Below are 25,301 nucleotides of genomic sequence, written 5' to 3' on the forward strand. Positions count from 1 at the left end.
AGAAACTGATCATCCGACAAAAACACAGGAGTTTGAAGATGAACATTTCGCAAGCTGGAAATCATGATTTAGATCAATCGCAACAATTTTACCGTCAATATGGAACCAATGCCCTATTACCCGAAATTCAATGGACTGAATTATTTAAATACAGCAAGTTAAATGATACACATATTCAAGCTTTAAACACCTTGTACCAAAGTGCTGTACCACTTGCCTTACAAGTATTTGCCGATTTAAATTTTGATGTCTTCACACCTGCGGCGCATAAACCACAAGGCCTAGGTCTATTTGAACGACTGGCTGAACAAGAAGATAAATTGATTGAATCCTTAAAGACTGAATCGAATGGCTTAAGTGATGCAGTACGTCATCAAATTTGGAGCATGTTACTCCGTGGTGGTGCCGTGCTGGTGTTTAAAGCATGGCTTGGTAAGGTCAAAACCAATGAAAATCTATTGGACACCACACAATTTGACGAATTATCCGACCTGTTATTTATTAAAACCTCACCTTTTGAATTGGCCCAGCACTTGGCTGTAAATTCAGATAATCGTGAAGATCATATTTTTCTTATGTATGGCAATGACATCTACCTAGACCATTTTAACAGCTTAGAAACAGCCGCTTTATTTGTCGACTTAGGTGTCTATGATGCGGCCTTTTTAAGCCTACGTGATGATAGCGTCGCTGAATATCTGAAAGAAAAATCCTATGTTTCTCAAGAACAGATTGATGACCTGCAATGCGCACTCAATCCATTATTTTGCACAGACCTAACACCTAAAAAAAGCTGGGTAATTTAGGTTAAATTTTTTCTTTGTTTAAATTGCAAAAATTGATTTTCATAAAAAAGGCACTTTCATGAAGTAATGCCAGTCAGTTAATAAATTGACTGGCTTTTTTATTTTAAATTCATGATGTTATTAGATACGCGGAAACGTCATCCGCAACTGTTCGAGGCAAGACTACTTTGGAAAAGTACAGTTTCTGCGATTTATTAATCAATAAAAGGGATTTGGCGAGTTTTGCGGATGACAAATGCCTTTGATTACTTTGGGCTTATCCAAAGTAATAGATGAGCTCCAAGTATTTGATTTAAAAATATAAGACTCCGTTGTGAAGCACTAAAAAGTTAAGGAGTTTATTACAAAACTCCTTAACTGACAGGCATTAACTTCCATGAGTGCCTTTTTCTATTTCAGACTGTGTTCAGAACATCACATTTTCTTTTCTTCAATATTTAAAGCACTAATAGCCAAGACCGCTTGAGTACGATTTTGTACCCCCAATTTACGGAAAATGGCTGTGACATGCGCTTTAATCGTTGCTTCAGAAACATCTAACTCATAGGCAATCTGTTTATTCAACAAACCTTCCGCAACCATCATTAAAACGCGGAATTGTTGTGGCGTAAGCGATTGAATTCGTTCTGCCAACGCAGTTTCATCTGCCGCACGTGGATCAAAATTCAGATTAGTCGGTAAGTTCGGTGGTAACCAAATTTCACCTTCTAGCACTTGGCGAATCGCTTCACCAATATGGCTTGGATGCGCTGATTTTGGAATATAGCCCATCGCACCATGCGCAATCGCACGTTGAATGATTGAAACTTCTTCGTGTGCAGAAACCACAATAATCGGAATCGAGGGATATTGTGCACGTACATGAACCAAAGCCGAAAAGCCCGACGCCCCCGGTAAATTAAGATCCAATAAAACCAAATCTGGTTCTGGTCCGTTATCTAAACGTTCATAAAACTCATTTACTGCAGCTGTTTCATTAATTTGAGCTTGCGGTAAGCTATAACGAACTGCTTGAATTAAAGCATGACGAAATAACGGATGATCATCAACGATTAAAATGTTCATAAGCGACATGAAAGATCTTGTGCACAGTGATGGCTATTCTAACCACACAATCATCGTTAAGGATATGCAGGAATCACTTTTTTTACTCGATATGCCATTATTTTATAAAAAAATTAGTTTTTTTTGCATTTTTCCAAAAAACATCAAATCTAATCACATTTTGATATAAATTTTATTCATGCAACGAAAATGCTTATTCAAATCAAATATAACTTTACTTTTCAAATAATTAAACCACCATTTTCGCCAGCATTATTTTAAAAACAGTTATATCTTAAAAACAGATAACCTATTTTTTTTTCTTTATTTTACAGTACCTTCTACAATGTTGATAAATGAACACTATTCCGAGATTCAACTTAGGTTTTACGTTCATGACCATTCTTAATCAACAAAAACCGCTTAACATTGTTGCCGTATCCGGTGGCTTAAATAACCCGTCTAAAACAGAAGCTCTCGTGCAAGAAATTCTGAATGAATTAGGTGAAGCTACGCCAATTAATGTGCATTTTATTAAATTCAGTGAAATTGGTCATTTATTGGGGGGAGCGATTTACCGTAATCAACTGCCACAACGGGTACAAGATGACTTGGCTGCGGTTGAAGCTGCCGATGCCCTCATTGTAGGAACACCGGTTTATCGTGCATCTTTCACGGGGCTTTTTAAGCACTTTTTTGACTTTGTTGAACAAACTGCATTGGTTGATGTACCTGTTCTTTTAGCTGCATCGGGTGGTAGTGAACGTCATGCTTTGGTCCTTGAGCATCAATTACGTCCATTGTTTAGCTTCTTCCAAGCACAGACTTTACCGATTGGTGTCTATGCAACAGACAAAGATTTTACCCCTGAATACACCATTCACAGTGAATTTTTACGCGACCGTATTACGTTGGCTGTCGCACGTGCATTGCCTATTTTGGAATGGGCACCAGCGAAAGGTCAACGTGCAGAAGTGGTGAAAGAAAAAACTCAACTGGCCAACCAAAACTTGGGCATCAATAAACAAATTGAGCAAGATGACGTCTTACCTTCTGCCGCAGTACCCAATTTAGATGCCGCAGAATCTCGTCTACATCATAAAAAAGCACCAAAGCCTCAAGTGGCATAAGTTAAAGCATCCAGCTAGAGGGTAAAGATATGACTCAACCAAATCAAAATATTACTTTTGCCTATTGGGTTCCGAATGTCAGCGGTGGTTTGGTGGTCAGTAATATCACACAGCGCACAGATTGGAGCTATGAATATAACGTGCGTTTAGCACAAGCCGCGGAAAAAAGTGGTTTTGACTATGCCCTCACCCAAATTCGTTTTACTGCGGGTTATGGTGCGGACAATCAACATGAATCCGTGAGTTTTAGCCACGGGCTATTGGCAAAAACTGAAAAGCTGAAAGTGATTGCGGCAATTTTGCCGGGTCCTTGGAAGCCCGCTTTAGCTGCAAAACAATTGGCCACCATTGACCATCTGACTCAGGGTCGTATCGCCATTAATGTGGTGAGTGGTTGGTTCCGTGGCGAGTTTGATGCGATTGGTGAAGAATGGCCAGAGCATGACCAACGCTATGCGCGTTCTGAGGAATTTATCCGTTGTTTAAAAGGCGTTTGGAGCGAAGATCATTTTAGTTTTGAGGGTAAGTATTACCAGTTTAAAGATTACACTTTAAAGCCAAAACCGGTGCAGAAACCGCATATCGAAATTTTTCAAGGGGGCAGCTCACGTGCTGCACGCGATATGGCATCGCGCGTTTCCGATTGGTACTTTACCAATGGCAATACAACGGAGGAATTGAAAAAGCAAATTGATGACATTCGTACAAAAGCCAAACTAAATGGTCATCAGGTCAAAATTGGTGTCAATGCGTTCATTATTGCCCGTGATACTGAAGAAGAAGCACAGGCGGTACTGCAAGAAATTATTGATAAAGCCAACATTCAAGCGGTCAATGCATTTGGCGATGCCACACGTGAAGCGGGTGCCTCAACCACTGAAGGCGAAGGCAACTGGGCAAAATCTACCTTTGAAGATTTAGTACAGTATAACGATGGCTTTAAAACCAATCTGATTGGCACACCGCAACAAATTGCAGAACGTATTGTTGCGCTCAAAAGTGTGGGAGTCGATTTGGTTCTGTCTGGCTTTTTACACTTTATTGAAGAAGTCGAATATTTTGGTCAGAAAGTTTTACCCTTGGTTCGTGAACTTGAAGCAAAACAGCAGCAAGCACTGGCAATTCAAGCGAAGTCAGCTTAACGACATTCGCACAGCATAATAATAACAATAAAAGGTATTCTCCATTCCCCACAAGACTCGGCTTGAGGGGTTTTTTTTATGAACATTCAATGCAGTTTAAAATACATATTTACAAAAGTAATCGCCTTCTTTGATCCATCGTTTTGGATCAATAGAAGCAGTTGGTAAAGCCAAAATTAAAAAATAGACTTTAGAGAACCTTTTTTAATGGGTAAATAATCTCCAAATCCACTTAAATAAAGTCCCCACAGCATGAGGAAAAAGATACCCCATAGCAAAACATAAAATAACGCTGCTCAATACAATTTGAGCTGAATCAATCTCTAGACTAGCGTAAAGAGAGAAATAGAGTGCCACGCCAAAACCAAGTACAACGCCGCCTATAGCGTAATAAACAGCAACAATGAAACGATCTGCATGCTTCACTTGGTTCCCCCTAGCGTCCTGATGATGTATGTTTATTGCATGCTAATTTCCTGTAGGAAAACCATGAAACATCCACTGTATCGCAAATAAAATAAGTAGAATAAGTAGCATCAGGAAGATGATTTCTAAGCGCTTCAAAGTTTAAATTTTCCTGCAATACAACTTAAATACTAAAATAAAAATACCGCCTGAGCCACCAGACGGTATCCCTAAAAAATTTATCTATTGGGGTGCACGGTGAGGATTAAAGCTTCGACCACTTGTGGCTCCGCCAAAGTTGAAGTATCGCCCAAACTATCCAACTCATTGGCGGCAATTTTTCTTAAAATCCGGCGCATGATTTTACCGGAACGGGTTTTTGGCAAAGCCGGTGCCCAATGCAGTGCATCTGGTGTCGCAATCGGACCCAAAATTTTACGCACCCAATCGACCAATTCTTTGCGTAGTTCTTCCGATTCCGCTGTGCCCGCTTGCAAAGTGACAAAAGAGCAAATCCCTTGTCCTTTAATCTCATGCGGCATACCCACCACCGCCGCTTCTGCAACAGCCTCATGGGCAACCAAAGCACTTTCGACTTCTGCTGTGCCTAAACGGTGTCCAGCGACATTCAGCACATCGTCCACGCGTCCTGTAATCCAGTAATAACCGTCTTTGTCACGCCGTGCGCCATCTCCAGTGAAATACACACCCGGATAAGTCGAAAAATAGGCTTCAATAAAACGCTCAGGATCGCCCCAAATGGTGCGCATTTGACCCGGCCAAGAATCCTTGATCACCAAGTTACCTTCGGCTTCACCTTCTAGTTCATGACCTTCAGTATCGACAATAGCCGGTTGTATGCCAAACAAGGGGCGCGTTGCAGACCCCGGTTTTAAATCCGTGGCTCCCGGTAAAGGGGAAATTAAAATACCACCTGTTTCCGTTTGCCACCACGTATCGACCACAGGACAGCGGCTTTCACCCACCACGGTATAGTACCAATTCCATGCCTCTGGATTAATCGGCTCACCCACGGATCCAATCAAACGTAAACTACTGCGGTCACTTTCCCGAACAAACCGATCACCTTCACGCATCATGGAGCGAATGGCAGTCGGTGCCGTATAGAGGATGGTGACATTGTGCTTATCGACAATATGACCAGTACGTGCCCACGTCGGATACTGCGGTACACCTTCAAACATCAGCGTGGTCGTACCATTCGACAATGGCCCATACAGGACATAAGAATGTCCGGTAATCCAGCCAACATCTGCGGTACACCAAAACACATCATCTTGTTTTAAATCGAATACTTCACGAAAAGTTGAATTCACATAGGTGAGATAACCGCCCGTGGTATGCAACACCCCTTTCGGCTTACCGGTTGAACCCGAGGTATACAGAATAAATAGCGGATCTTCTGCATTCATCGGCTCGGGTGGGCAAATTTCATTGACCGACATAATTTCCATGTGATACCACAGGTCGCGTCCTGCTTTTAACTCAATCGGATTGCCGGTGCGATGCACCACAATCACATTTTGAACCGATTCAGTGCCCTGAACTTGCAGTGCAGCATCGACATTTTCTTTGAGTGGAATGGGCTTACCGCCACGCATACCTGAATCGGCAGTAATCACAATTTTGGCTTGACTGTCTTCAATCCGACTCGCCAAGGCATCTGGTGAGAAGCCACCAAAAACCACACAATGCACTGCCCCAATTCGAGCACACGCCAACATTGAAATGGCCGCTTCAGAAACCATGGGCATATACAGCACCACACGGTCGCCTTTGCCTACACCGTGTTTTTTTAATACATTGGCAAAACGACAGGTTTCATCATGCAGTTCTTTAAAAGAAATAATTTTATGCCGTGAAGGATGATCACCCTCCCAAATAATCGCAGGTTTATGTGGGTGTTCTTTTAAATGTCGGTCTAAGCAATTGGCACTCAGGTTGAGCTGCCCATCAGCAAACCATTCAATTTTAAAATTATCTTTGTTAAAACTGGTATTTTTGACTTGAGTAAAAGGTTTAATCCAATCCAGTTTATGCGCTTGTTCTGCCCAAAACTCATTTGGCTGATCAATAGATTGCTGATAACGCTCGAAATATTCAGATTCTACAAGACGAGCTGTTTTTTTAAATTCTTCTGGTACAGGATAGATTTCTTTCATTATTTACTTCCTTGATCTTATTCATCTCATCACGAGATGCTATGCCACGTTATTGATTTTATTCACTGCATATTCACAGTATGGCGATTATTTTTCAACCACTTCAATCATGCTTTGGTCGTAGTTTATTTATACAATTTAAAACATAAACACCTTATCGTATTCAACAAAAATAATCGTCTTATTCGTATCTGATCTGTTCTTTTAATCTTATAATTTAATAACAAGCTGCACTGACCATTTTATCAAATCCACGATTGTCTTAGCTCAACCTGATTTGGAAAAGCGTATGAACCCACAAGACTCAGTTTCTTTTTTTTCCAGATCTCAAGCAACGAACACAGATCATCCTTTGTCGCTGCAAGGTCGTTTTGGGCGTTTAAGTTCAATCGGCTGGTATGCTTTTGTGCATTTAGTAACTTTTTTAGCCACGATTGCCTTAAGCCTAACGGTGGGGATTTTTAATCTCAATACCCTGTCTATGGACCATCAGTTCGTCAATACATTAACGGGTATTGCGGGTCTAGGCTTTATGGTGATTGTGCTGCTGTATTTCTATTTTTTAATAGTGATTACTGTGCGGCGTTTACATGACATGAACCGAAGTGGCTGGTTTATTTTATTGTTTATGCTGCCCTTGCTGAATATTTTGCTGGGCATGTATTTACTGTTAGGTTCAGGTACAGCAGGCATCAATAACTATGGTCTGCCGCGTGAAACACCCGTTTGGGAAAAAATCTTAGCATGGCTGATGATCATTCTGATGTTGCTCAGTGTTTTGGCTTCAAGCAGCATGCTGTCTTATATGGTCGGTGCAGGTGAATTAGACATGCCGCAACAGGTCATTCAAAAAGGCAGTGAATATTTTTAAAATGCACTCAGCCCTTTTTCACAAAACTACAGCAAAAGCGCGGAGTTTTGGTTAAATTCGCCGTCAGTTTCAGGCAAAATACGCAACAATCAACCCAAACTCGGAAGTCCTGTGGCTGAACAAAATAATGCCTTGAGTGAAGTGACTCAAGGTACCTCTCAACTTCTACATGAAGCAACTGAGAAAACAGCGGAAACTGTCATCGCACATACCGCAAAATATAATGATGCCTACTCCACCATCGATAAATTTGTCGATGGATTTTGGGAGCGTGTGCCTTATTTATGTATCGCCATCGTGGTTTTTAGTATTTTTTTACTGTTGGTCAAAGTCTTTAAATTCTTTGTGCGTAAAACCTTAGCCGACCGCTCTTATACTCGGCAGAACTTAGTCTTAGTGCTCAATCGTGTCGGTAGTTCTGCCATTATGTTCCTTGGTTTCCTAATTGCCATGGTGATTGCGATTCCTGGGTTCACCCCCGGTCAGCTGATGAGCGCACTGGGGATTGGTTCGGTCGCCATCGGTTTTGCCTTCAAAGACATCTTCCAAAATTTGTTGTCAGGTATTCTGATTTTATTAAGTGAACCGTTCAAAATTGGTGATGACATTATTGTGTCGGGCATGGAAGGTACTGTTGAAGATATTCAAATTCGTGCCACCTATTTACGCTCACCCGATGGTCGCCGTATCGTCATTCCAAATGCCACGGTCTATACCAGTCCAGTCACGGTCAATACCGCCTATCAACGTCGTCGCTGTGAATTTGTAGTCGGTATTGGTTATGAAGATGATATTCAAAAAGCCAAAAATATTATCATGGCCATTTTGGATCGAGATGTCAGCATCCTGAGCCAACCCGCATTTAGTGTCAATGTCAGTGCACTTGCCGATTTTTCAGTGAATCTGAATGTCCGCTGGTGGGTCGATACTACCGAAACTGCAACCTCGACCTCCATCAGTAGCGTTCAAGAACAAGTGATTCAAGCCTTTGCAGAACACCACATTTCGATTCCTTATCCAGTACAGGAAGTCAAAGTGTATCGTGGTGATGCAGCCATACAGGACGATGTATCAGCTCGCGCTAAATAAGCGACCGAGTACATAAGAAATCACGGTTTCAGTACGAATAATGCGGTTGCCTAAGCTGAATGCTTGGCAGCCGTTTTTTGTGAGCAAATCAATTTCATAAGGAATAAAACCACCTTCGGGTCCAATCACGATCGTGCAGGCATGTTCAATTGCAAATGGCATTTTGCGCTCTGCATAAGGATGTGCCACATAAGCAGGTCTATCCGCTGTAATTAAACTGGGTAAGACATCTTCAACAAACGGTTTAAAGCGTTTATAAATGTCAATTTGCGGGGCAACCGTATCACCGGCTTGTTCCAAACCCAGCGTCACATATTGATCCAATTGTTGCAAAAATGGCGTTTGCCAATAGCTTTTGTCCACCCGATAACTGTGCAAAAGAATTATTTTTTCTACCCCTAACGTGACACTGTCCATCATTAAACGGCGCAGCACTTTCGGGCGCGGCATAGCTAAAATTAAAGTGACCGGTAACTTTGCTGGAACAACTTCAATTTGAATAGGTTTAAGTTTAATGGCTTGTTCAGTCACTTCGACAATTTCGGTCAGGTAACGCTGACCTTCTCGAATGCCAACTTTGAGATGATCACCCACTTGTACATTCACATGCTGTTTTAAATGTTCAAGCTGACGTTTCGATGTAATCGACCAAAGCTCAGATTCGGTTTGGCGTGGGTCTAACAGGACAATATTCATAAGCTATAAATTCAACTATTAAAAGCAAATACACCTGCACAGCCACCTATTATTTCATGACTTTATTTTACGTTGTGTAGGCATGTTCCTACTTTTGACAGAGCAAAAGTAGGCAAAACTCTTTGTTAGGCTAATGGTAAGTCCCTTTACCATAGCCTAACGGCGGCATCCATGCCGCCTCCGCGAAATAAATTTCAGCGTATGTACACAGGACTTTTAAAGATACTGATCAATCACCGCAATATGCTTTGCTAAAGAACCTGTATTTTTCGCCATGATCTGCTGCGCTGCGCTATTTAATCTTTTGGCTTTAGCTTCATCGGTCAAAAGTTCAATTAAAACTTGAGCCGCTTGCTCGGCATCTTGTACAACAGTTAGGCCTTCAACAGCCACAAACTCATCGACAATGGTTTGGAAGTTAAAATAATTTTTGCCCAACACCGTCGCCACATGCAACGCAATCGGCTCTAAAATATTATGCCCACCACCCGGTTCATTCAATGAACCACCAACAAAACAGACTTGACTTAAGGCATACCACAACCACATCTCGCCCATACTATCAGCCAAATAGACTTGAGTATCCGCTGCAATACTTTGCCCTAAACTACGCCGCTGTATGTTGAGTTGTAAGTCCTGTGCCAACTGAAAGACCTCATCAAAGCGTTCAGGATGACGCGGTACTACAATCACCAACAGCTCTGGACATTGGCTTAAATAGGGCTTTAAAGCCGTCAGTAATTTTTGTTCTTCGGGTGCATGCGTACTGGCAAGGGTAATGATTTTACGCGCTGCTAAATTCCAGCCTTGTTTTAATTGCTCAGCTTGCTGTATGAAGCTTTCAGGGGCATGAATATCAAACTTAATACTGCCCAAGACCTGACTTTTATTTGCAGACATACCTAAATTTAAGTAACGCTGTAAAGTCGCTTGATCTTGCGCCAGTAGACGGTCTAATCCATTCAACATGCCTTGGGTTAAACTTGGAATTTTGGCATAACCTTGCGCTGATTTTTCTGAAAGACGCGCATTGATCAATAAACAAGGCACGTTAAAATGTTTGGCCTGATCGATTAAATTGGGCCAAATCTCTGTTTCGACCAAAACCAATACTTTGGGTTGATATTTTTCATAGAACGCCCGTACCAATTGTTTCTGATCGGCAGGCAAATATACCGCTTGAAACAAAGACGCATACGGTGCTTTTAAAAAGAGTGATTTAGCACGGGCTTGACCCGTCTTGGTGGTATTGGTCACTAAAACAGCATGACCCAATTTTAAATAGTGTTCAATTAACGGCTGTGCGGCATTGGTTTCCCCGACAGAAACCACATGAAACCATATTGCATTGCGGTTTTTGGGCTGTTGAAAAGGGCCAAAACGCTCAAGGCATTCTTGTTGCAACTGCTCCATATTCAACGCACGTTTTTTTATTCGCCATTTATACAATGGTTTGATCATCGCTAATGCTGCGTTGTACCAAAAAGGAGTAGCCAAACAAATTGCCTCAAATATTATTGAATCGGCAAAATATAACAGAGCAGCCTTCACATGTTAATGAATTCTGCTCTGCCAAATGATTTATTCTGCTTTATATCGGGATGAAATTAGCTTTCAGCGAATTGCTTTTTGAAAAATGGATAGTCGATATAGCCTTCTGCTACATCAGTTCCAATCATATTTTCAAGCTTCAATTCATTCAGCGGCTCATCTTGCACTAAACGTTCAAAAAGGTCTGGATTAGAAATATAGTCTTTACCAAACGACACCGCTTCGGCTTGACCCGATGCCAATAAATCCAACGCATCTTCACGGCTTAAACGCATATTGGCAATATAGGGCACACCATTTGAACGCGCTTTCATATCAAGGCTAATGCTTGCAGCATCGATATATTCACGAGTAAAGAAGAACGCAATATGACGTTGACCCAATTCTTGCATGACATAACCAAAAGTTTCTTTCGGGTTTGCATCGCCCATATCGTGCTCATCACCGCGCGGTGCCAAATGCACACCGACACGACCTGCACCCCAAACTTCAATTAAGGCATCCACCACTTCAAGCAAGAAACGCGCACGGTTTTCAACCGAACCGCCATAGCTATCCTCACGCTGATTGGTCGAACTTTGCAAGAACTGGTCAATCAAATAACCATTGGCTGCATGGAGTTCCACCCCATCAAAACCAGCGGCTTTGGCACGAATGGCGGACTGTTTATATTGCTCAACAATCGTTTGAATTTCTGAAATTTCCAGTGGACGTGGTACTACATATTCACGCTTTGGACGCAGTAAACTGACATAACCCGCCTGTTTGACATCACTGGCCGAAACCGGCGTTTCACCGTTTAATAAATCAGGATGCGATACACGACCAACATGCCACAATTGCGCAACAATTAGACCATCTTTGGCATGAACTGCATCGGTCACCAGTTTCCAGCCTTCAACTTGCGCATCAGTAAATAACCCCGGCGTTTTTTCATAACCATTGGCTGCTTCTGAAATCACAGTCGCTTCTGAAATAATCAGACCTGCACTTGCACGTTGGGCATAATATTCAGCCATCATCGGCGTGGGAACACGATCAGTTGTTGCACGGCTGCGTGTTAACGGCGCCATCACGACACGGTTTTTAAGTTTAAGTTCACCAAATTGAATCGGTGTTGAAAAATTTGTCATCAAGCAATCCTCTTACAGCTTGCTTGGACTTATTGAAGTCTAAAGCGCGTGCTGTAAATGTTGTAAAAATTCTTGGATCAGTGCTTCATTACGTGAAAAATAAGACCATTGACCATGTTTGGTCACATGAATCAGTCCTGCCTGTTGCAGAACAGATAAATGATTGGACATGGTCGATTGAGAAATATCCGCGATTTTTTCCATATGCCCTGCACACACCCCGCGACTAAAATCATTTCCACATTCTTCTGCGGAAATAAAACGTTTCGGTTCTTTTAAACATTGCAGAATCTGACGTCTAATCGGGTTAGCTAAGGCTTTATAAATCGCTTCTGTGTCCATCTCATTTCACTCATGTTCATGATCAGCACCTTACCTAGACTCATTATATCTATTTTTTACGATATTAATATCGTTATTTTTCGATACAAGAAATCTTTTTGTAAATTGCTAAAATTTTGTACAACTTTATTCTATTCTAACATTGTCTGGTCAATGAATGGATTCACTCATCTAACCAAATTTTACCGTTAAAAAAACAGAGGACTAGCCTCTGTTTTTAACAATAAACTTAGAGACCTTGTTTTAAACTGGCTTCAATAAATTTATCTAAATCACCATCCAGCACTGCACCTGTGTTCGAGCTTTCCACACTGGTACGCAAATCTTTAATGCGCGAGTCATCCAGTACGTATGAACGAATCTGACTGCCCCAACCAATATCAGACTTAGTATCTTCTAAGGCTTTCGCAGCATCATTACGTTTTTGCATTTCCAACTCATAAAGTTTTGCACGTAACTGCTTCCAAGCATGATCACGGTTGGCATGCTGTGAACGCTGATTCTGACACGCCACCACAATACCTGTTGGTGCGTGGGTTAAACGCACCGCAGAGTCGGTTTTGTTAATATGCTGACCACCCGCCCCTGATGCACGATACGTATCGGTACGAACATCGGCTGGATTGATATCAATTTCAATGTTGTCATCGACTTCAGGCGAGACAAATACCGCAGAGAATGACGTATGACGACGGTTACCCGAGTCAAAAGGTGATTTACGTACTAAACGATGTACACCGGATTCAGTACGTAACCAGCCATAAGCATACTCGCCTTCGACACGAATGGTCGCCGACTTAATCCCTGCCACATCACCGTCCGACTCTTCCATCAATTCGGCTTTAAAACCATGACGTTCAATCCAACGCAAATACATACGCAGCAGCATTGAAGCCCAATCTTGCGCTTCTGTACCGCCAGAACCGGCCTGAATTTCGACGTAGCATGGATTTGGATCCATTGGATTGCTGAACATACGACGGAATTCAAGTTTCGCTAACTCTTCTTCAGCCGTGGTTAACTCAGCTTGTACATCTTCAAGCAAACTTTCATCATCTGCTTCAACTGCCAAATCAAGCAATGCTTGTGCATCATCTAGTTGAGTCGACAAGCCTTCCAATACATTCAGTACGTTTTCAAGCTCACCTTTTTCTTTGGCCATGGCTTGCGCACGGGCTTGGTCATTCCAAATGCTCGGGTCTTCCAATTCACGGAGAACTTCTTCTAAACGCTCTTTCTTTAGATCGTAGTCAAAGATACCCCCGTAGTGTTTGACCACGGTCGTTTAAGTCTTTTAATTGGTTTAGATAAGGATTAATTTCCACGTGAATTACTCTCAATCAGAATATTAGGCTTACATAGCCGCAAATTATATCACAGAGCATTCAAGGAATTTGAGCAGGATTATTTTTGTATAAGTGATTGACCAAAATGTATTTTTTATGAACAATGTGCGTGTTTTTGAAACATAATTACAATTTCTTTACAACAATAACCGTTTGGGGGTTTTATGAAACGCAGTTTATTCGCATTGGGTCTTGCTGCAATAGCTTCTTCAAGTTTTGCCTATAATGCGCAATTAGATGGCGGCTTTAGCTATGCCGATCATAAGAATAATTATACCGATACAGACTATCAATTTGGTTTAAAAGGGACTTTTTACTTCAATCCCGTTTTAGAAACAGAAGCACCTTTAAATGAAACGGCATTCTTAGGTCATAACAGCAATGCTTATGTAGGTTATACCTATAACTATGTAGAAAACACAGCAAACAATATGGCTGCTAGCCTTTCAGAGGAAATAAGTGCACACCATTTGGGCGGCGGAATTGAATATTTTGTTGAACAATTTTACTTAAATGGCGAAATTGGTTTTGGTCAACTTGAAGATAAATACCAACTTGTAACTCCTTTAGGTCGTGAGTCTTACTCAAAAGATTCTGACCTAACGACTTATCGTGTATTGGTCGGTTATATGCCTTTATCTAACCTATTATTCGCTGCAGGTATGGATGGTTTTCAAGGCGATAATGACAAAGATGACAACCGTTTTGCAGTCCGTGCCAAATATGTTGCCCCTTTAGCTCAAGGTCAATTCATTAATCTAGAAGCCGATGGCGCTTTTGGTGATACCGACTCAGTGACCATTGCTGCCGACTATTACTTCGATCATGCCTTTAGCTTTGGTGCTGCATATAGCATTGTAGATGATGGAAAAGATGATACAGATTTCTTCTCGATTCGTTCAAAATATTTCATCAATTCTAACTTCGCAGTCGGTGGTGCAGTGGGTTTTGGTGATAATGTTCAAGCAGTAAATATCAATGCAACTTACCGCTTCTAAGCTTAAAAACCAGCCCTAAAAATGATGATCAAAGCACGCTCAATCGAGGGTGCTTTTTTATTGCTAAAAAATTAAAATGTTACGAAATGCTTAATTTTTTATAGAAAAATCCATTAAATCCACAAAATATCCACAATTTTAATAAAACAAAACATTTAAATAATTTATTAAATTTCAACATATTAAATTAAAATATTTACACAACATTACGTTTGAAACATTTCTGTAACCCTGCAATGATTGACCTCATTTCATTTTGCTCTAGACTAAAAGTTGTAACAAGAAATGTATTAATTTTAACCATAAATTTTGAGGGGTCGTATCCATGAAAAAACTAGCAATCGCATCTGCTGTACTTTCAGCACTTGTTCTTACAGGTACAGCTCATGCATACCAAGCTGAAGTAGGCGCATCAGCAGCTTATCTTGACCCTGATCATGGTGGTTCAGGCAATGCTTTTGGTGTAGATGGTACTTATTACTTTAACCCAGTACAAACGCGTAATGCCCCTCTTGCAGAGGCAGCATTCCTTGACCGCGCCAGCAACGTCAATGCACATGCAACATTTGCTGACCGTGGTGATGTTGACAACAATACTTATGGTGTTGGTGCTGAATTCTATGTTCCAAACTCAGATTTCTATCTAGGTGGTGATATCAGCCGTAACAATGCTGAATATCGTAATGCTCTTGGTCAAAAATATGACTTCGATACCACGTATTATGCCGCTGAAGTCGGTTATCTTCCTGCACCGGGCTTATTAATTGCCGCAGGTGTGAAAGGTTATGATAACGACAATGACGACGGTGTAGATCCAACACTGCGTGCTAAATACGTGACTACACTCAGCAATGGTAAAGACATTAACTTAGAAGCCGGTGCAGCATTTGGTGATCTAGACGAATACAACCTTGCTGCAGATTACTTCATTGATAAAACACTCAGCATTGGTGCCGACTACAGCAATAACGATCTCACTGATCAAAGCGAATTTGGGATTAATGCACGTAAATTCTTGAATCAACAAGTCAGCCTTGAAGGTCGTGTTGGTTTTGGTGAAGTCGGTAACAACGACTACAACTCATTTGGTGTCGCTGCGAAATACCGTTTCTAAGCAAACAAAACAGATATTCATTTCATAAAAAAACCGCTCAAATGAGCGGTTTTTTTAATGCTCTAAATGTATGACCCGGAGTTGCAAACTCACCTTGCCATTAAATTCATTTTGATCGAGTTCATACACCAATCGGACACGATCTTGCATGGCATCAAATTCAAATTTCTCACGGGCATTAAAAGCAATGGCTTCCACAATTTTCCCATTGTCTAAAGCCAAACGCAGTTTTAAATGGCTCTCTTTCAACCAGCGAGAATCTAAAACTTTAAACACACCTTCAAAAATAGGCGATGGAAATTTTTGCCCCCAAGGGGTCAAATTCTGTAGCAACTGCACCGTTTCAAGTTGAAAGTTTTCTGTTGCTAATTCACCATCCGTCCATACAGTGGCATGAAACAGTGACTCATCCATCGCCGAGATCAATTGTTCAAAAGCTTGCTTAAATTGCGCAAAATGCACTTTCTGAAGGGTCAATCCTGCTGCGGCAGCATGTCCACCAAAGTGGCTGACCAAATGTGGATATTGCTCTGCAATCATCTCGATGGCATCACGAATATGCACACCGTCTATCGACCGAGCAGAACCTTTGATATGAATCCCGTCATCATCCGCTGCAAACACAATACTTGGACGATGAAATTGTTCTTTCAAGCGACCTGCGACAATGCCAATCACCCCCTGATGCCAGTGTTCATCAAACATCACCAACGTGGCAGGTAAATGCTGCTGATCCAACTGTAATTTTTCCAGTTCAACTAGAGCCTGCTGCTTCATTTGCAATTCGACTTGGCGACGCTCAACGTTCAAATCATTGAGTTGCTGTGCCAGTGGATAAGCGGTTTGCATATCCTGCGCCAATAGACATTCAATGCCAATGTCCATGGTTTCCATCCGCCCTGCGGCATTCACCCGAGGTCCCAAGACAAAGCCTAAATCTTGGGCTTTAAGCTGTGCAGGGTCACGTCCTGCGATATCCAAAAGTGCGCTGATTCCGGCACGGCATTGATTTTGCTGGATCCGTTTCACCCCCGCATCCACCAAAATACGGTTGTTATAATCCAAGCTTGCCACATCCGCATAAGTGCCTAAAGCCACCAAGTCTAAATACTGTGCCACTTTACTGGCCGATTTCCCCAATTGACTGCGATAACTCGACAGTCGTGCCAGCAGGTAAAATGCAACCCCAACTCCTGCCAAAGCCTTACTTGGAAATTCACAGCCCAATTGATTGGGATTCACCACCGCTTCAGCTTTGGGGGTTGCTTTGGTGGTCAGGTGATGATCAGTAATAATCACGTGCATGCCATGTGCCTGTGCTTGTTCGACACCCGCATGACTTGAAATGCCGTTATCAACCGTAATCAGCAGATCAGGTTGATAGCGACTAAAAGCCAGATCTGCAATTTTCGCTGTTAGGCCATAACCATATTTAAAACGGTCGGGAACCAAATATTCAACATTTGCCCCCATATCGCGTAGGGCTAAAACCATCAATGCGGTACTGGTCGCACCATCGGCATCATAATCACCGACAATAATAATCTTGTTATTTTGATCAATCGCTTGGTCAATAATTTGAATGGCTTGCTCTAAACCTTTCATATTGGGCGCAAGTAAATGCTTCAGTTTAAACTCAAGTTCTTGTTCTGATTGCACGCCACGGCGCGCTAAAATTTGGGCAATAAATGGCGACACGCCCTGAATATTTTCAGGGCGTGTCATCAAAGGGCGTTGCTGAATCAATGTTTTTGGCATTTAAGGCATAAGTCGTTGTAAGGTCCATAGACCGTCGATTCTTTCATAACTTAAACGGTCATGTAAACGGTTTGGACGACCTTGCCAAAATTCATAATAATCGGGCACTAAACGATAGCCCCCCCAGAATTCTGGTTTTGCCAATTCGGCTTTTTCTGTCACTTGTTCATGCAAGGCTTGGAAACGTGTCTGCAATTCTTCACGACTGGCAATAACACCACTTTGCGGCGTACTAATGTGCGCTGCAATTTGGCTATCACGTGGACGTTTATGATAATAGTCTGTCGACTCTGCTAAAGAGATCTTTTCGACCTGACCACTGACACGAATTTGACGTTCCAATTCAGGCCAATAAAACAGCAACTCCGCATACGGATTGCTAATTAAATCTAGGCCTTTTTGGCTGTCATAGTTGCTATAAAAGTCGTAACCCGATGTCGTTGCACCACGCAATAATACGGTACGTACATGCGGACGACCCTGTGCATTTGCCGTTGCCAACGACATGGCATAAGGTTCATGCAAGTGCGCGGCTAAAGCAGCATTAAACCAAGTTAAAAACTGCTGATGTGGGTTTTCATCCACCTGAGTTTCATGTAACTCATCTTTTTGGTAACTTAAGCGCAGTTCGCTTAAGTCTTTAATCACATCATCCATAGACTTACCTTAAGCAGCGTTGGCACGTACAGCATCTGCAAGATGATTGGCTAAAGCCGTAACTTCTTGCAGATCATCCCCTTCCACCATGACACGAATCACCGGCTCAGTGCCTGATTTACGAATCAACAAACGTCCACGACCTTTGAGCTGTGCTTCCGCTTTTTCAAACTCTGTAACCAAAGCAGGCACCGCATACGGATCAAACATTGCTTCTAAACGCACATTAACCAAGACATTCGGCAATAAATGGAAGTCAGCAACCAATTCATGCAAGGCTTTTTTCTGTTCGACCATTACCGTCAATACTTGTAATGCGGCAATAATCGCATCACCTGTGGTGCTTTTATCTAAGGTCAGAATATGTCCTGATGGCTCACCACCAATGACCCAACCTTTTTCATCCAATGCCTGCAACACATAACGGTCACCCACGCTAGCACGGACAAATGGCACTTGTGCTTTTTCCAAAGCCAATTCCAGCGCCATATTACTCATCACGGTGCCGACAATCCCTGCGGGTTTATGACTGGCTTGAGTGGCAAGAATATATAAAATACTGTCGCCATCAACCAATTCACCACGTTGATCGACCAAAATTACGCGGTCAGCATCGCCATCAAAGGCAATCCCTAAATCTGCATGATGGTGAAGCACGGCTTTTTGCAATTTTTCAGGATGGGTTGAACCACACTGTTCATTGATGTTTAAGCCATCGGGTTCATTATAAAGCGCAACAATTTTGGCGCCTAATTCTTTAAATACCGCAGGACCTACGTTATAGGCTGCCCCATTGGCACAGTCCACCACAATTTTTAAATTGCTTAGGTCAAAATGGTAGGGAAATGTCGATTTACAAAATTCAATGTAACGGCCATTGGCATCTTTGACACGCACGCTTTTACCCAAATTTGCGGTATCTTCAATCTTTAATTCTTTTTCAAGTTCTTGATTAATCGCTTCTTGAACATCATCGGGCAGTTTTTTGCCTTCACTTGAGAAAAATTTAATTCCGTTATCATAATAAGGATTATGTGAAGCTGAAATCACAATGCCTAAACTGGCATGCAAAGCACGAGTTAAATGGGCAATCGCGGGGGTGGGCAAGGGTCCTAATAAATGGACATAAACCCCAGCGGCATTTAAACCGGCCTGTAAGGCTGATTCCAAAATATAGCCCGATAAACGGGTATCTTTGCCTAAAACAACAATCGGTTTTTTTCTATTGCTCATTTTTTTTAAAACTTTACCTGCTGCAAAGCCGAGCTTAAGTGCAAATTCAGGCGTAATTGGAAGTTCCCCAAACTTCCCACGGATACCATCTGTTCCAAAATAACTCATTTTTTACTCACTTCTTATACATCTATGATGAAATTCATCATCCAATTTTTCCACAATTACTTTACACCAAAATCAAAAAAGCCGTCATATAAATGACGGCTTTTCATGAAACGAATTACTAAAAATCAACCCACACGATAGTTCGGTGCTTCTTTAGTAATGGTCACATCATGGACATGAGATTCAGACATTCCTGCCGAGGTAATTTTGACAAACTTGGCATTTTGGCGAAGATCTTCAATTACAGCAGAACCGGTATAACCCATTGATGAACGTAAACCGCCCATCATTTGATGCACGATGTTCCCCATCGGACCTTTATACGGTACACGGCCTTCAATCCCTTCTGGTACTAGCTTTTCCTGACCGGCTTTAGCGTCTTGGAAATAACGGTCAGCAGAACCTGTAGCCCCTGCCATCGCACCCAATGAACCCATACCACGGTATGCTTTGTAGTAACGACCTTGGAAAAATTCAACTTCGCCCGGTGCTTCTTCAGTCCCTGCTAGCATTGAACCGACCATAATCGTGCTTGCGCCCGCGCCAATCGCTTTTGCCATATCACCAGAGAAGCGAATACCGCCATCAGCGATGAGTGGGATTTGATCTTTTAGTGCATTGGCAACGCTGTCAATCGCAGAGATTTGTGGCATGCCAATACCAGCAACAATACGTGTGGTACAAATTGAACCCGGACCAATACCGACTTTAACCGCATCCGCACCCGCATCGAGTAATGCCAATGCAGCATCACCTGTTGCGATATTACCGCCAATCACTTGAACTTGCGGATAGTTTGCTTTCACCCAACGCACACGTTCAATAACACCCGCAGAGTGACCATGCGCCGTATCAACCACAATGGCATCTACACCCGCGTCAACCAATGCTTCAACACGTGCAGGGGTTTCAATACCAGTACCGACTGCAGCACCAACACGTAAACGACCTAAATCATCTTTACAGCTGTTTGGATAAAGTTCTGCTTTACGGAAATCTGTGACCGTAATTAAACCTTTCAGCTCGTTGTTGTCGCCAACCACCAGTACTTTTTCAATACGATTTTTTTGTAATAATGCTTGGATATTTTCTTTAGATTCGTTTTCACGAACCGTCACCAGACGGTCTTGACCGGTCATGATGTTACTTACAGGCTGTTCTAAACTGGTCACGAAACGTGTATCACGACCCGTCACAATACCCACCACTTTGCCATCTTTTACAACAGGTACACCGCTGATATTGTTGGCTTGAGTGATTGCAATAAGTTCGCGAACCGTGGTTTCTGGAGTCACAGTGATAGGATCTTTCACCATCCCTGCTTCAAATTTTTTCACACGGCGTACTTCAGCTGCTTGAGCAGAAATATCCATATTTTTATGCAGGATGCCAATGCCACCATTTTGTGCCATCGCAATTGCCATACGTGATTCTGTCACAGTATCCATTGCAGCTGAAATAAGCGGGATATTCAGATTAATGCCACGAGTTAGGCGTGTCTTTAAGGAGACATCTTTTGGGAGGACAGTTGAGTAGGCAGGGAGTAATAAGACATCATCGAAGGTTAGCGCTTCTTGAACGATGGTCAACATAACAGTCTCACTGGTAATTTCCGTGCGCTATTATAAACAAAAAAACAGTTTTATTCATGTTAATTTCAAACAGCGAGGTAAAATAAATTTACATTGCTGAATATTCATCAATTTTTTATAAAATTATCATCAATAGACTTTATCCACGCCTGCTTCTTTTAAGCTGCGCAGCGCAAGACGTTTGACTTGCCATACAGAACATCCTTGTCAGGTATGGCAAAGGGATGACATTAATTAAGTTGGGCAGGTAAAGACCGATTCATCCATCAAATCAGTACCGCACTCTAACGTTTCAATCCAATCCAGAAATTGATTGACCTGCTCTTTCCCAATAAAAGGTGTACCGTGCTGTGGGACAATCATTTCAACATCCATGGTGCGGACCATTTTCACCCATAAACGAATGATTTTATTGCAACACATATAGCGTTGATGAAAAGATTTCATTTTCGGAATATGCGAAGCAAAATTTTCCAATGGCTTATTGGCATCATCCACCATAGATGCGCCCATATCGCCTGAAAATAAAATTTTTGCAATTGGATCGTAGAATTGGAAGTTACCTACCGAATGTAGGAAATGGGCAGGAACGACAATAATTTTTGATTCGCCCAAAGGAATGATCCCACCGTGGTCTGGCAATTCAATCAAGCGTTCCAACCAGCCACCTTTCATTCGATCACTCATAAAGGCAGAGTTCAAATGCGGTAAAAAGCGTGCCCACAGTTTAGATGCCACCACTTTGGCTTCGGTATACACCAACCAACGTGGCATCGAGGTAATAATATCGGGGTCTTGGTGTGAGGCCATGACATAGTCAAGATTGGTCAAACGGGTATATTTATTCAGTTCCATGGTCAGAGGGACATAGGTTAAATCACCCCCTGGATCAAGTACCGCTGCACGTTCATTATCCAAAATTAGAAATTGGTTCGCTTGTACGCCTTCACCTTTGACGAGGCTGGTAAAGCTAATACACTTATGTGTGCCATTATCAAATAACACTTGTGATGTCGTGCGATCAAACGCCATAACCGATTCCCCAAAATATTGTTTTAAAATTGCCTTTTTAATCCCTCACAACATATATGGAATTATAGAAATATACAATAAACATGTGTTTAAATATTCTTAAATTTATCAGTAAATTGTGCCACATTTAAGCGAGTAAAAATCCCGACAAAAACGCAAGGATTTTTACCCTAACACAGCTTTAAAAGAAATAATGTTGGACTAAAGTTGAAATACCGATCAGCAAGAATATGCTTGCACCAATTTTATGAATCAGTGAAATAGGTAACTTATCTGCCAGCTTATCGCCAATAAAGACGGCAGGAGCATTGGCAATCATCATCCCCACTGTGGTACCCGCCATCACCCAGAAAATACTGTCAAAACGTGCAGCGAGCGCTATGGTTGCCACTTGAGTTTTATCGCCAATTTCAGCCAGAAAAAACAGCACAAAGGTCGCACCAAACACGCCATATCTTTGCCATTTATTAATGCTGTCGGTTTCATCATCCAGTTGGTCTGGAACCAGCATCCACAATGCCATGGCAATAAAACCAAGCGATACAATCCAAAGCAACACATCAGGGCTAAGAACTGTGGTAATCCACTGACCGAGAACGGCTGAAATACCATGATTTAATAAGGTCGCCAGTAAAATGGCCAATAAAATTGGAATCGGTTTACGGAAGCGTGCTGCGAGCAAGAGTGCCAATAATTGGGTTTTATCACCCATTTCAGCAAGTGCAACTATCGCGGTTGAGATCAGGAACTCATACATATGAACTTTCTCTGGCTAGCAAAATTTGCCGATGACTTATCACTCCTGCTAGCCAAAAATCTGCAGAGTAATAAATCAAAGGTCTTGCCAACAAAAAAAGCTTTTTGAAAAGCTGAATTGGTTCTTTGCTATGATGACCATGTTCTGTTGAACAATTATGTTGATCATCACCTTTTTACATTGCGTAAAAAGCGGCTACTCCCCAATGAAGTAGTGCTAGTGTAATTTACACAGCATTTTTTTTCAAATCAGATTTTATTTTTGTCCACGACATATAAAGCAACGAATTTTTCCCAATAAAAAAACCCTGCCTAAGCAGGGTTTTGATGCGCCTTTTTAGACTAAAAATTAGAGCAATAAGCTACGAATATCAGCCAAAAGCTTGGTCAATTTATTGGTGAAACGCGCAGCATCTGCACCATTAATCACACGGTGGTCATAAGACAATGACAATGGAAGCATCAATTTCGGATCAAAACCTTCGCCATTCCAAACAGGTTGCATGGTTGCCGGCGAAATACCCAAAATTGCCACTTGAGGCCAGTTCACCAATGGGGTAAATGCTGTACCACCAATTGAACCTAGGCTAGTAATGGTAAAGTTCGCACCTTGAAGATCTTTCGGAGAAAGCTTTTTGTCACGCGCTTTTTGACCCAGCACACCCAATTCAACCGCAATTTGCTTAATTGATTTTTGGTCAGGATGACGTAATACAGGAACGGTTAAGCCATCTGGTGTCGCAACGGCAATCCCCATATGGATTTCATTACGTAACAACACTGACTTACCATCATCTGCCAAGTGACCTGCAAAATCACGCTCTTCTTTCAATAGATGCGCAACGGCTTTAATAATGAATGCCATAATGGTCAGGCTAATGCCTTCTTTCTTAAAGTTTCCTTTAAGATCATTACGCCATGCTTCAAGCTCAGAAATATCCGCTGCGTCAAACTGTGTGACTTGTGGAATGAAGTTATTCAATGACAATTGCGGAACAGAAACCTGTTGCAAACGCGTCATGACTTTTTCTTCTGTACCACCAAATGCTGTAAAGTCAGGCAGTTTTGGCAAACCAGAAACTTGAGCAACCGCTTGAGCGACTGGAGCAACCTGAGGCGCGGTCAAACGCGTTTTTACATAAGCAACCAGATCTTCTTTCATCAAACGTTCATGCGGGCCTGATGCTTTCACTTCTGACAACACGACACCAAGTTCACGTGCAAGTTTACGCACCGCAGGGCCTGCATATACTTTCGAATTTGCCGCACTCTGCTCTTTGGTTAACTTATCTACGTCATTTGTAGTCGCAACTACAGGAGCAGATTGTTGTACTTTCGCTGCTGCTTGAGTAGGAGCTGTCGCTTTTGCTGTCTCGACTTTCGCAACAGGTGTAGGAGCTTGACCTTCAGCTTCAATCGTTACCAGTGCAATACCTTCCGAAACATTTTGACCCAGTGCAACATGAATTGCTTTGATCACACCTGCAATCGTACTTGGTACTTCAACGGTCGCTTTATCTGATTCAACCACGATGATGCTTTGGTCTTTTTCAACCGTATCACCCACAGCCACCAAAATTTCAGCAACGGCAGCTTTATCTACACCTAAATCAGGTACTGCAATTTCAACCGCGCCCGCAGGAGCAGAAGCAACTTGTGCTGCTACTTCGGCAGGCTTACTTTCAGCGACTTGAGGCGCTGCAACTTTTGCAGGCTCAGCGGTCACTTGTGCAACTGAACTCACCGTTTTTACAGTCAGAATCACCACACCTTCTTTGACACTATCGCCCACTTGAATGCTAATCGATTCAACCGTACCTGCAATCGTACTCGGCACTTCAACGGTCGCTTTATCTGATTCAACTACAACAATGCTTTGATCAACGTCAATTTCATCGCCAACTTGAACCAAGATTTCACCAACCAAGGCTTTGTCTACGCCAATATCCGGCACTTGTACTTCAACCACTGTTGCTGTCGCAGCAGGCGTTGACGTTTTTTCTTCAACCACTGGCGCTGTATTGGCTTGAACAGGAGCAACCGCAGCTTCAGGCTGAGTTGTTGCAACTGCTTCAACTGCCGTCGCAGCTTCTGCTTCTAGTTCGATCAAGACTGCACCTTCAGCAACTTCATCACCCAAATTAACCAAAATGCTTTTCACCACACCTGCCGAAGTGCTAGGCACTTCAACAGAGGCTTTATCAGATTCAAGTAAGATAATACTGTCATCAACGCTAATGGTATCGCCCACTTTGACTAAAATTTCTGCCACTGTTGCTTTATCTACACCAATATCTGGAGTCGTAATTTGCATG

22 protein-coding genes and 1 riboswitch are annotated in these 25,301 nt (G+C 42.1%); of the genes, 7 read left to right on the forward strand and 15 right to left on the reverse strand.

The annotated features are described in order from the left end of the window. Nucleotides 1-38 precede the first annotated feature (38 nt). Nucleotides 39-806 carry a hypothetical protein gene (locus F994_RS11980; protein WP_004650747.1) on the forward strand — a complete coding sequence of 256 codons (768 nt, stop codon included), beginning with the start codon at nt 39-41 and terminating at the stop codon, nt 804-806. A gap of 414 nt (nt 807-1,220) precedes the next feature. Here F994_RS11980 and F994_RS11985 read toward each other — a convergent pair whose 3' ends face one another. Then, on the reverse strand, nt 1,221-1,871 hold the full coding sequence (locus tag F994_RS11985) for a response regulator (protein ID WP_004650748.1): 651 nt from the start codon (nt 1,869-1,871) through the stop codon (nt 1,221-1,223). 374 nt (nt 1,872-2,245) lie between these two features. Between F994_RS11985 and msuE the strand changes: the two genes are divergently transcribed. Together msuE and sfnG are read left to right on the forward strand one after the other, a co-directional pair. Continuing rightward, complete coding sequence (msuE, locus tag F994_RS11990; RefSeq protein ID WP_004650749.1) at nt 2,246-2,980, forward strand: FMN reductase; 735 nt, start codon at nt 2,246-2,248, stop codon at nt 2,978-2,980. Nucleotides 2,981-3,009: 29 nt separating this feature from the next. Continuing rightward, the gene (gene sfnG / locus F994_RS11995) at nt 3,010-4,122 is read left to right on the forward strand and encodes a dimethylsulfone monooxygenase SfnG (protein WP_004650750.1); all 1,113 of its coding nucleotides are present in this window, start codon (nt 3,010-3,012) and stop codon (nt 4,120-4,122) included. A 204-nt stretch (nt 4,123-4,326) separates the two neighbouring features. Here the strand turns inward: sfnG and F994_RS12000 are convergent, their stop codons facing one another. After that, nucleotides 4,327-4,548: a hypothetical protein gene (locus tag F994_RS12000; protein WP_004650751.1), complete on the reverse strand. Its 222-nt coding sequence runs from the start codon at nt 4,546-4,548 to the stop codon at nt 4,327-4,329. A 218-nt stretch (nt 4,549-4,766) separates the two neighbouring features. Further along, nucleotides 4,767-6,710 (reverse strand): acetate--CoA ligase, encoded by a 1,944-nt coding sequence (gene acs, locus F994_RS12005; protein WP_004650752.1) that lies wholly within the window; start codon nt 6,708-6,710, stop codon nt 4,767-4,769. A 289-nt stretch (nt 6,711-6,999) separates the two neighbouring features. Here acs and F994_RS12010 point away from each other — a divergent pair, with 289 nt between their 5' ends. Beyond that, the gene (locus tag F994_RS12010) at nt 7,000-7,581 is read left to right on the forward strand and encodes a DUF805 domain-containing protein (protein WP_004650753.1); all 582 of its coding nucleotides are present in this window, start codon (nt 7,000-7,002) and stop codon (nt 7,579-7,581) included. A gap of 111 nt (nt 7,582-7,692) precedes the next feature. Next, nucleotides 7,693-8,670 carry a mechanosensitive ion channel family protein gene (locus F994_RS12015; protein ID WP_004650754.1) on the forward strand — a complete coding sequence of 326 codons (978 nt, stop codon included), beginning with the start codon at nt 7,693-7,695 and terminating at the stop codon, nt 8,668-8,670. Here F994_RS12015 and F994_RS12020 read toward each other — a convergent pair. The 5 genes from F994_RS12020 to prfB form a co-directional block, all read right to left on the reverse strand. Continuing rightward, nucleotides 8,653-9,366, reverse strand: a complete 714-nt coding sequence (locus F994_RS12020; RefSeq protein WP_004650755.1) for a 16S rRNA (uracil(1498)-N(3))-methyltransferase — start codon at nt 9,364-9,366, stop codon at nt 8,653-8,655. The genes F994_RS12015 and F994_RS12020 overlap by 18 nt on opposite strands. Before the next feature lie 216 nt (nt 9,367-9,582). Next, nucleotides 9,583-10,863, reverse strand: a complete 1,281-nt coding sequence (locus tag F994_RS12025) for a 3-deoxy-D-manno-octulosonic acid transferase (RefSeq protein WP_004650757.1) — start codon at nt 10,861-10,863, stop codon at nt 9,583-9,585. 110 nt (nt 10,864-10,973) lie between these two features. Next, nucleotides 10,974-12,050: an alkene reductase gene (locus F994_RS12030; protein WP_004650758.1), complete on the reverse strand. Its 1,077-nt coding sequence runs from the start codon at nt 12,048-12,050 to the stop codon at nt 10,974-10,976. Between the two features lie 39 nt (nt 12,051-12,089). After that, nucleotides 12,090-12,392 carry an ArsR/SmtB family transcription factor gene (locus tag F994_RS12035; protein WP_004650759.1) on the reverse strand — a complete coding sequence of 101 codons (303 nt, stop codon included), beginning with the start codon at nt 12,390-12,392 and terminating at the stop codon, nt 12,090-12,092. A gap of 229 nt (nt 12,393-12,621) precedes the next feature. Next, nucleotides 12,622-13,717, reverse strand: a protein-coding gene (prfB, locus tag F994_RS12040; protein ID WP_099049326.1) for a peptide chain release factor 2 whose coding sequence is annotated in 2 segments (ribosomal slippage) — nt 12,622-13,644 and nt 13,646-13,717 — 1,095 coding nt in all. Because the reading frame shifts where the segments join, the coding sequence is not laid out codon by codon here. Nucleotides 13,718-13,902: 185 nt separating this feature from the next. On the opposite strand from prfB, the gene F994_RS12045 reads away from it, so the two are divergent. Both F994_RS12045 and F994_RS12050 read left to right on the forward strand, forming a co-directional pair. After that, nucleotides 13,903-14,736 (forward strand): putative porin, encoded by an 834-nt coding sequence (locus F994_RS12045; protein ID WP_004650761.1) that lies wholly within the window; start codon nt 13,903-13,905, stop codon nt 14,734-14,736. A 325-nt stretch (nt 14,737-15,061) separates the two neighbouring features. Next, complete coding sequence (locus F994_RS12050; RefSeq protein WP_004650762.1) at nt 15,062-15,850, forward strand: putative porin; 789 nt, start codon at nt 15,062-15,064, stop codon at nt 15,848-15,850. Between the two features lie 54 nt (nt 15,851-15,904). Here the strand turns inward: F994_RS12050 and recJ are convergent, their stop codons facing one another. From recJ to F994_RS12085, 7 genes are all read right to left on the reverse strand, one after another. Further along, nucleotides 15,905-17,608, reverse strand: a complete 1,704-nt coding sequence (gene recJ, locus F994_RS12055) for a single-stranded-DNA-specific exonuclease RecJ (protein ID WP_004650764.1) — start codon at nt 17,606-17,608, stop codon at nt 15,905-15,907. Continuing rightward, nucleotides 17,609-18,265, reverse strand: a complete 657-nt coding sequence (pdxH, locus tag F994_RS12060; protein ID WP_004650765.1) for a pyridoxamine 5'-phosphate oxidase — start codon at nt 18,263-18,265, stop codon at nt 17,609-17,611. A 9-nt stretch (nt 18,266-18,274) separates the two neighbouring features. Continuing rightward, on the reverse strand, nt 18,275-19,606 hold the full coding sequence (gene glmM, locus F994_RS12065; RefSeq protein ID WP_004650766.1) for a phosphoglucosamine mutase: 1,332 nt from the start codon (nt 19,604-19,606) through the stop codon (nt 18,275-18,277). A gap of 125 nt (nt 19,607-19,731) precedes the next feature. Further along, nucleotides 19,732-21,198, reverse strand: a complete 1,467-nt coding sequence (gene guaB / locus F994_RS12070; RefSeq protein WP_004650767.1) for an IMP dehydrogenase — start codon at nt 21,196-21,198, stop codon at nt 19,732-19,734. A 234-nt stretch (nt 21,199-21,432) separates the two neighbouring features. Further along, a complete protein-coding gene (locus tag F994_RS12075; protein WP_004650768.1) occupies nt 21,433-22,230 on the reverse strand; it encodes an oxygen-binding di-iron domain-containing protein in 798 nt (265 codons plus the stop codon). Between the two features lie 181 nt (nt 22,231-22,411). Then, a complete protein-coding gene (locus tag F994_RS12080) occupies nt 22,412-22,987 on the reverse strand; it encodes a TMEM165/GDT1 family protein (protein WP_004650769.1) in 576 nt (191 codons plus the stop codon). 73 nt (nt 22,988-23,060) lie between these two features. After that, nucleotides 23,061-23,203, reverse strand: a riboswitch (yybP-ykoY riboswitch). A gap of 132 nt (nt 23,204-23,335) precedes the next feature. Continuing rightward, nucleotides 23,336-25,300 (reverse strand): 2-oxo acid dehydrogenase subunit E2, encoded by a 1,965-nt coding sequence (locus F994_RS12085; RefSeq protein ID WP_004650770.1) that lies wholly within the window; start codon nt 25,298-25,300, stop codon nt 23,336-23,338. Nucleotide 25,301: the final 1 nt, after the last annotated feature.

It is taken from the genome of Acinetobacter bohemicus ANC 3994 (assembly GCF_000367925.1).
Lineage (GTDB): Bacteria > Pseudomonadota > Gammaproteobacteria > Pseudomonadales > Moraxellaceae > Acinetobacter > Acinetobacter bohemicus.

Bases quoted from the DNA above. Each gene is read 5' to 3' on its own strand.
- F994_RS11980 (WP_004650747.1), top strand. From the start codon at position 39: ATGAACATTTCGCAAGCTGGAAATCATGATTTAGATCAATCGCAACAA.
- F994_RS11985 (WP_004650748.1), bottom strand. From the start codon at position 1,871: ATGAACATTTTAATCGTTGATGATCATCCGTTATTTCGTCATGCTTTA.
- msuE (WP_004650749.1), top strand. From the start codon at position 2,246: ATGACCATTCTTAATCAACAAAAACCGCTTAACATTGTTGCCGTATCC.
- sfnG (WP_004650750.1), top strand. From the start codon at position 3,010: ATGACTCAACCAAATCAAAATATTACTTTTGCCTATTGGGTTCCGAAT.
- acs (WP_004650752.1), bottom strand. From the start codon at position 6,710: ATGAAAGAAATCTATCCTGTACCAGAAGAATTTAAAAAAACAGCTCGT.
- F994_RS12010 (WP_004650753.1), top strand. From the start codon at position 7,000: ATGAACCCACAAGACTCAGTTTCTTTTTTTTCCAGATCTCAAGCAACG.
- F994_RS12020 (WP_004650755.1), bottom strand. From the start codon at position 9,366: ATGAATATTGTCCTGTTAGACCCACGCCAAACCGAATCTGAGCTTTGG.
- F994_RS12030 (WP_004650758.1), bottom strand. From the start codon at position 12,050: ATGACAAATTTTTCAACACCGATTCAATTTGGTGAACTTAAACTTAAA.
- F994_RS12035 (WP_004650759.1), bottom strand. From the start codon at position 12,392: ATGGACACAGAAGCGATTTATAAAGCCTTAGCTAACCCGATTAGACGT.
- F994_RS12045 (WP_004650761.1), top strand. From the start codon at position 13,903: ATGAAACGCAGTTTATTCGCATTGGGTCTTGCTGCAATAGCTTCTTCA.
- F994_RS12050 (WP_004650762.1), top strand. From the start codon at position 15,062: ATGAAAAAACTAGCAATCGCATCTGCTGTACTTTCAGCACTTGTTCTT.
- recJ (WP_004650764.1), bottom strand. From the start codon at position 17,608: ATGCCAAAAACATTGATTCAGCAACGCCCTTTGATGACACGCCCTGAA.
- pdxH (WP_004650765.1), bottom strand. From the start codon at position 18,265: ATGGATGATGTGATTAAAGACTTAAGCGAACTGCGCTTAAGTTACCAA.
- glmM (WP_004650766.1), bottom strand. From the start codon at position 19,606: ATGAGTTATTTTGGAACAGATGGTATCCGTGGGAAGTTTGGGGAACTT.
- guaB (WP_004650767.1), bottom strand. From the start codon at position 21,198: ATGTTGACCATCGTTCAAGAAGCGCTAACCTTCGATGATGTCTTATTA.
- F994_RS12075 (WP_004650768.1), bottom strand. From the start codon at position 22,230: ATGGCGTTTGATCGCACGACATCACAAGTGTTATTTGATAATGGCACA.
- F994_RS12080 (WP_004650769.1), bottom strand. From the start codon at position 22,987: ATGTATGAGTTCCTGATCTCAACCGCGATAGTTGCACTTGCTGAAATG.
- F994_RS12085 (WP_004650770.1), bottom strand. From the start codon at position 25,300: ATGCAAATTACGACTCCAGATATTGGTGTAGATAAAGCAACAGTGGCA.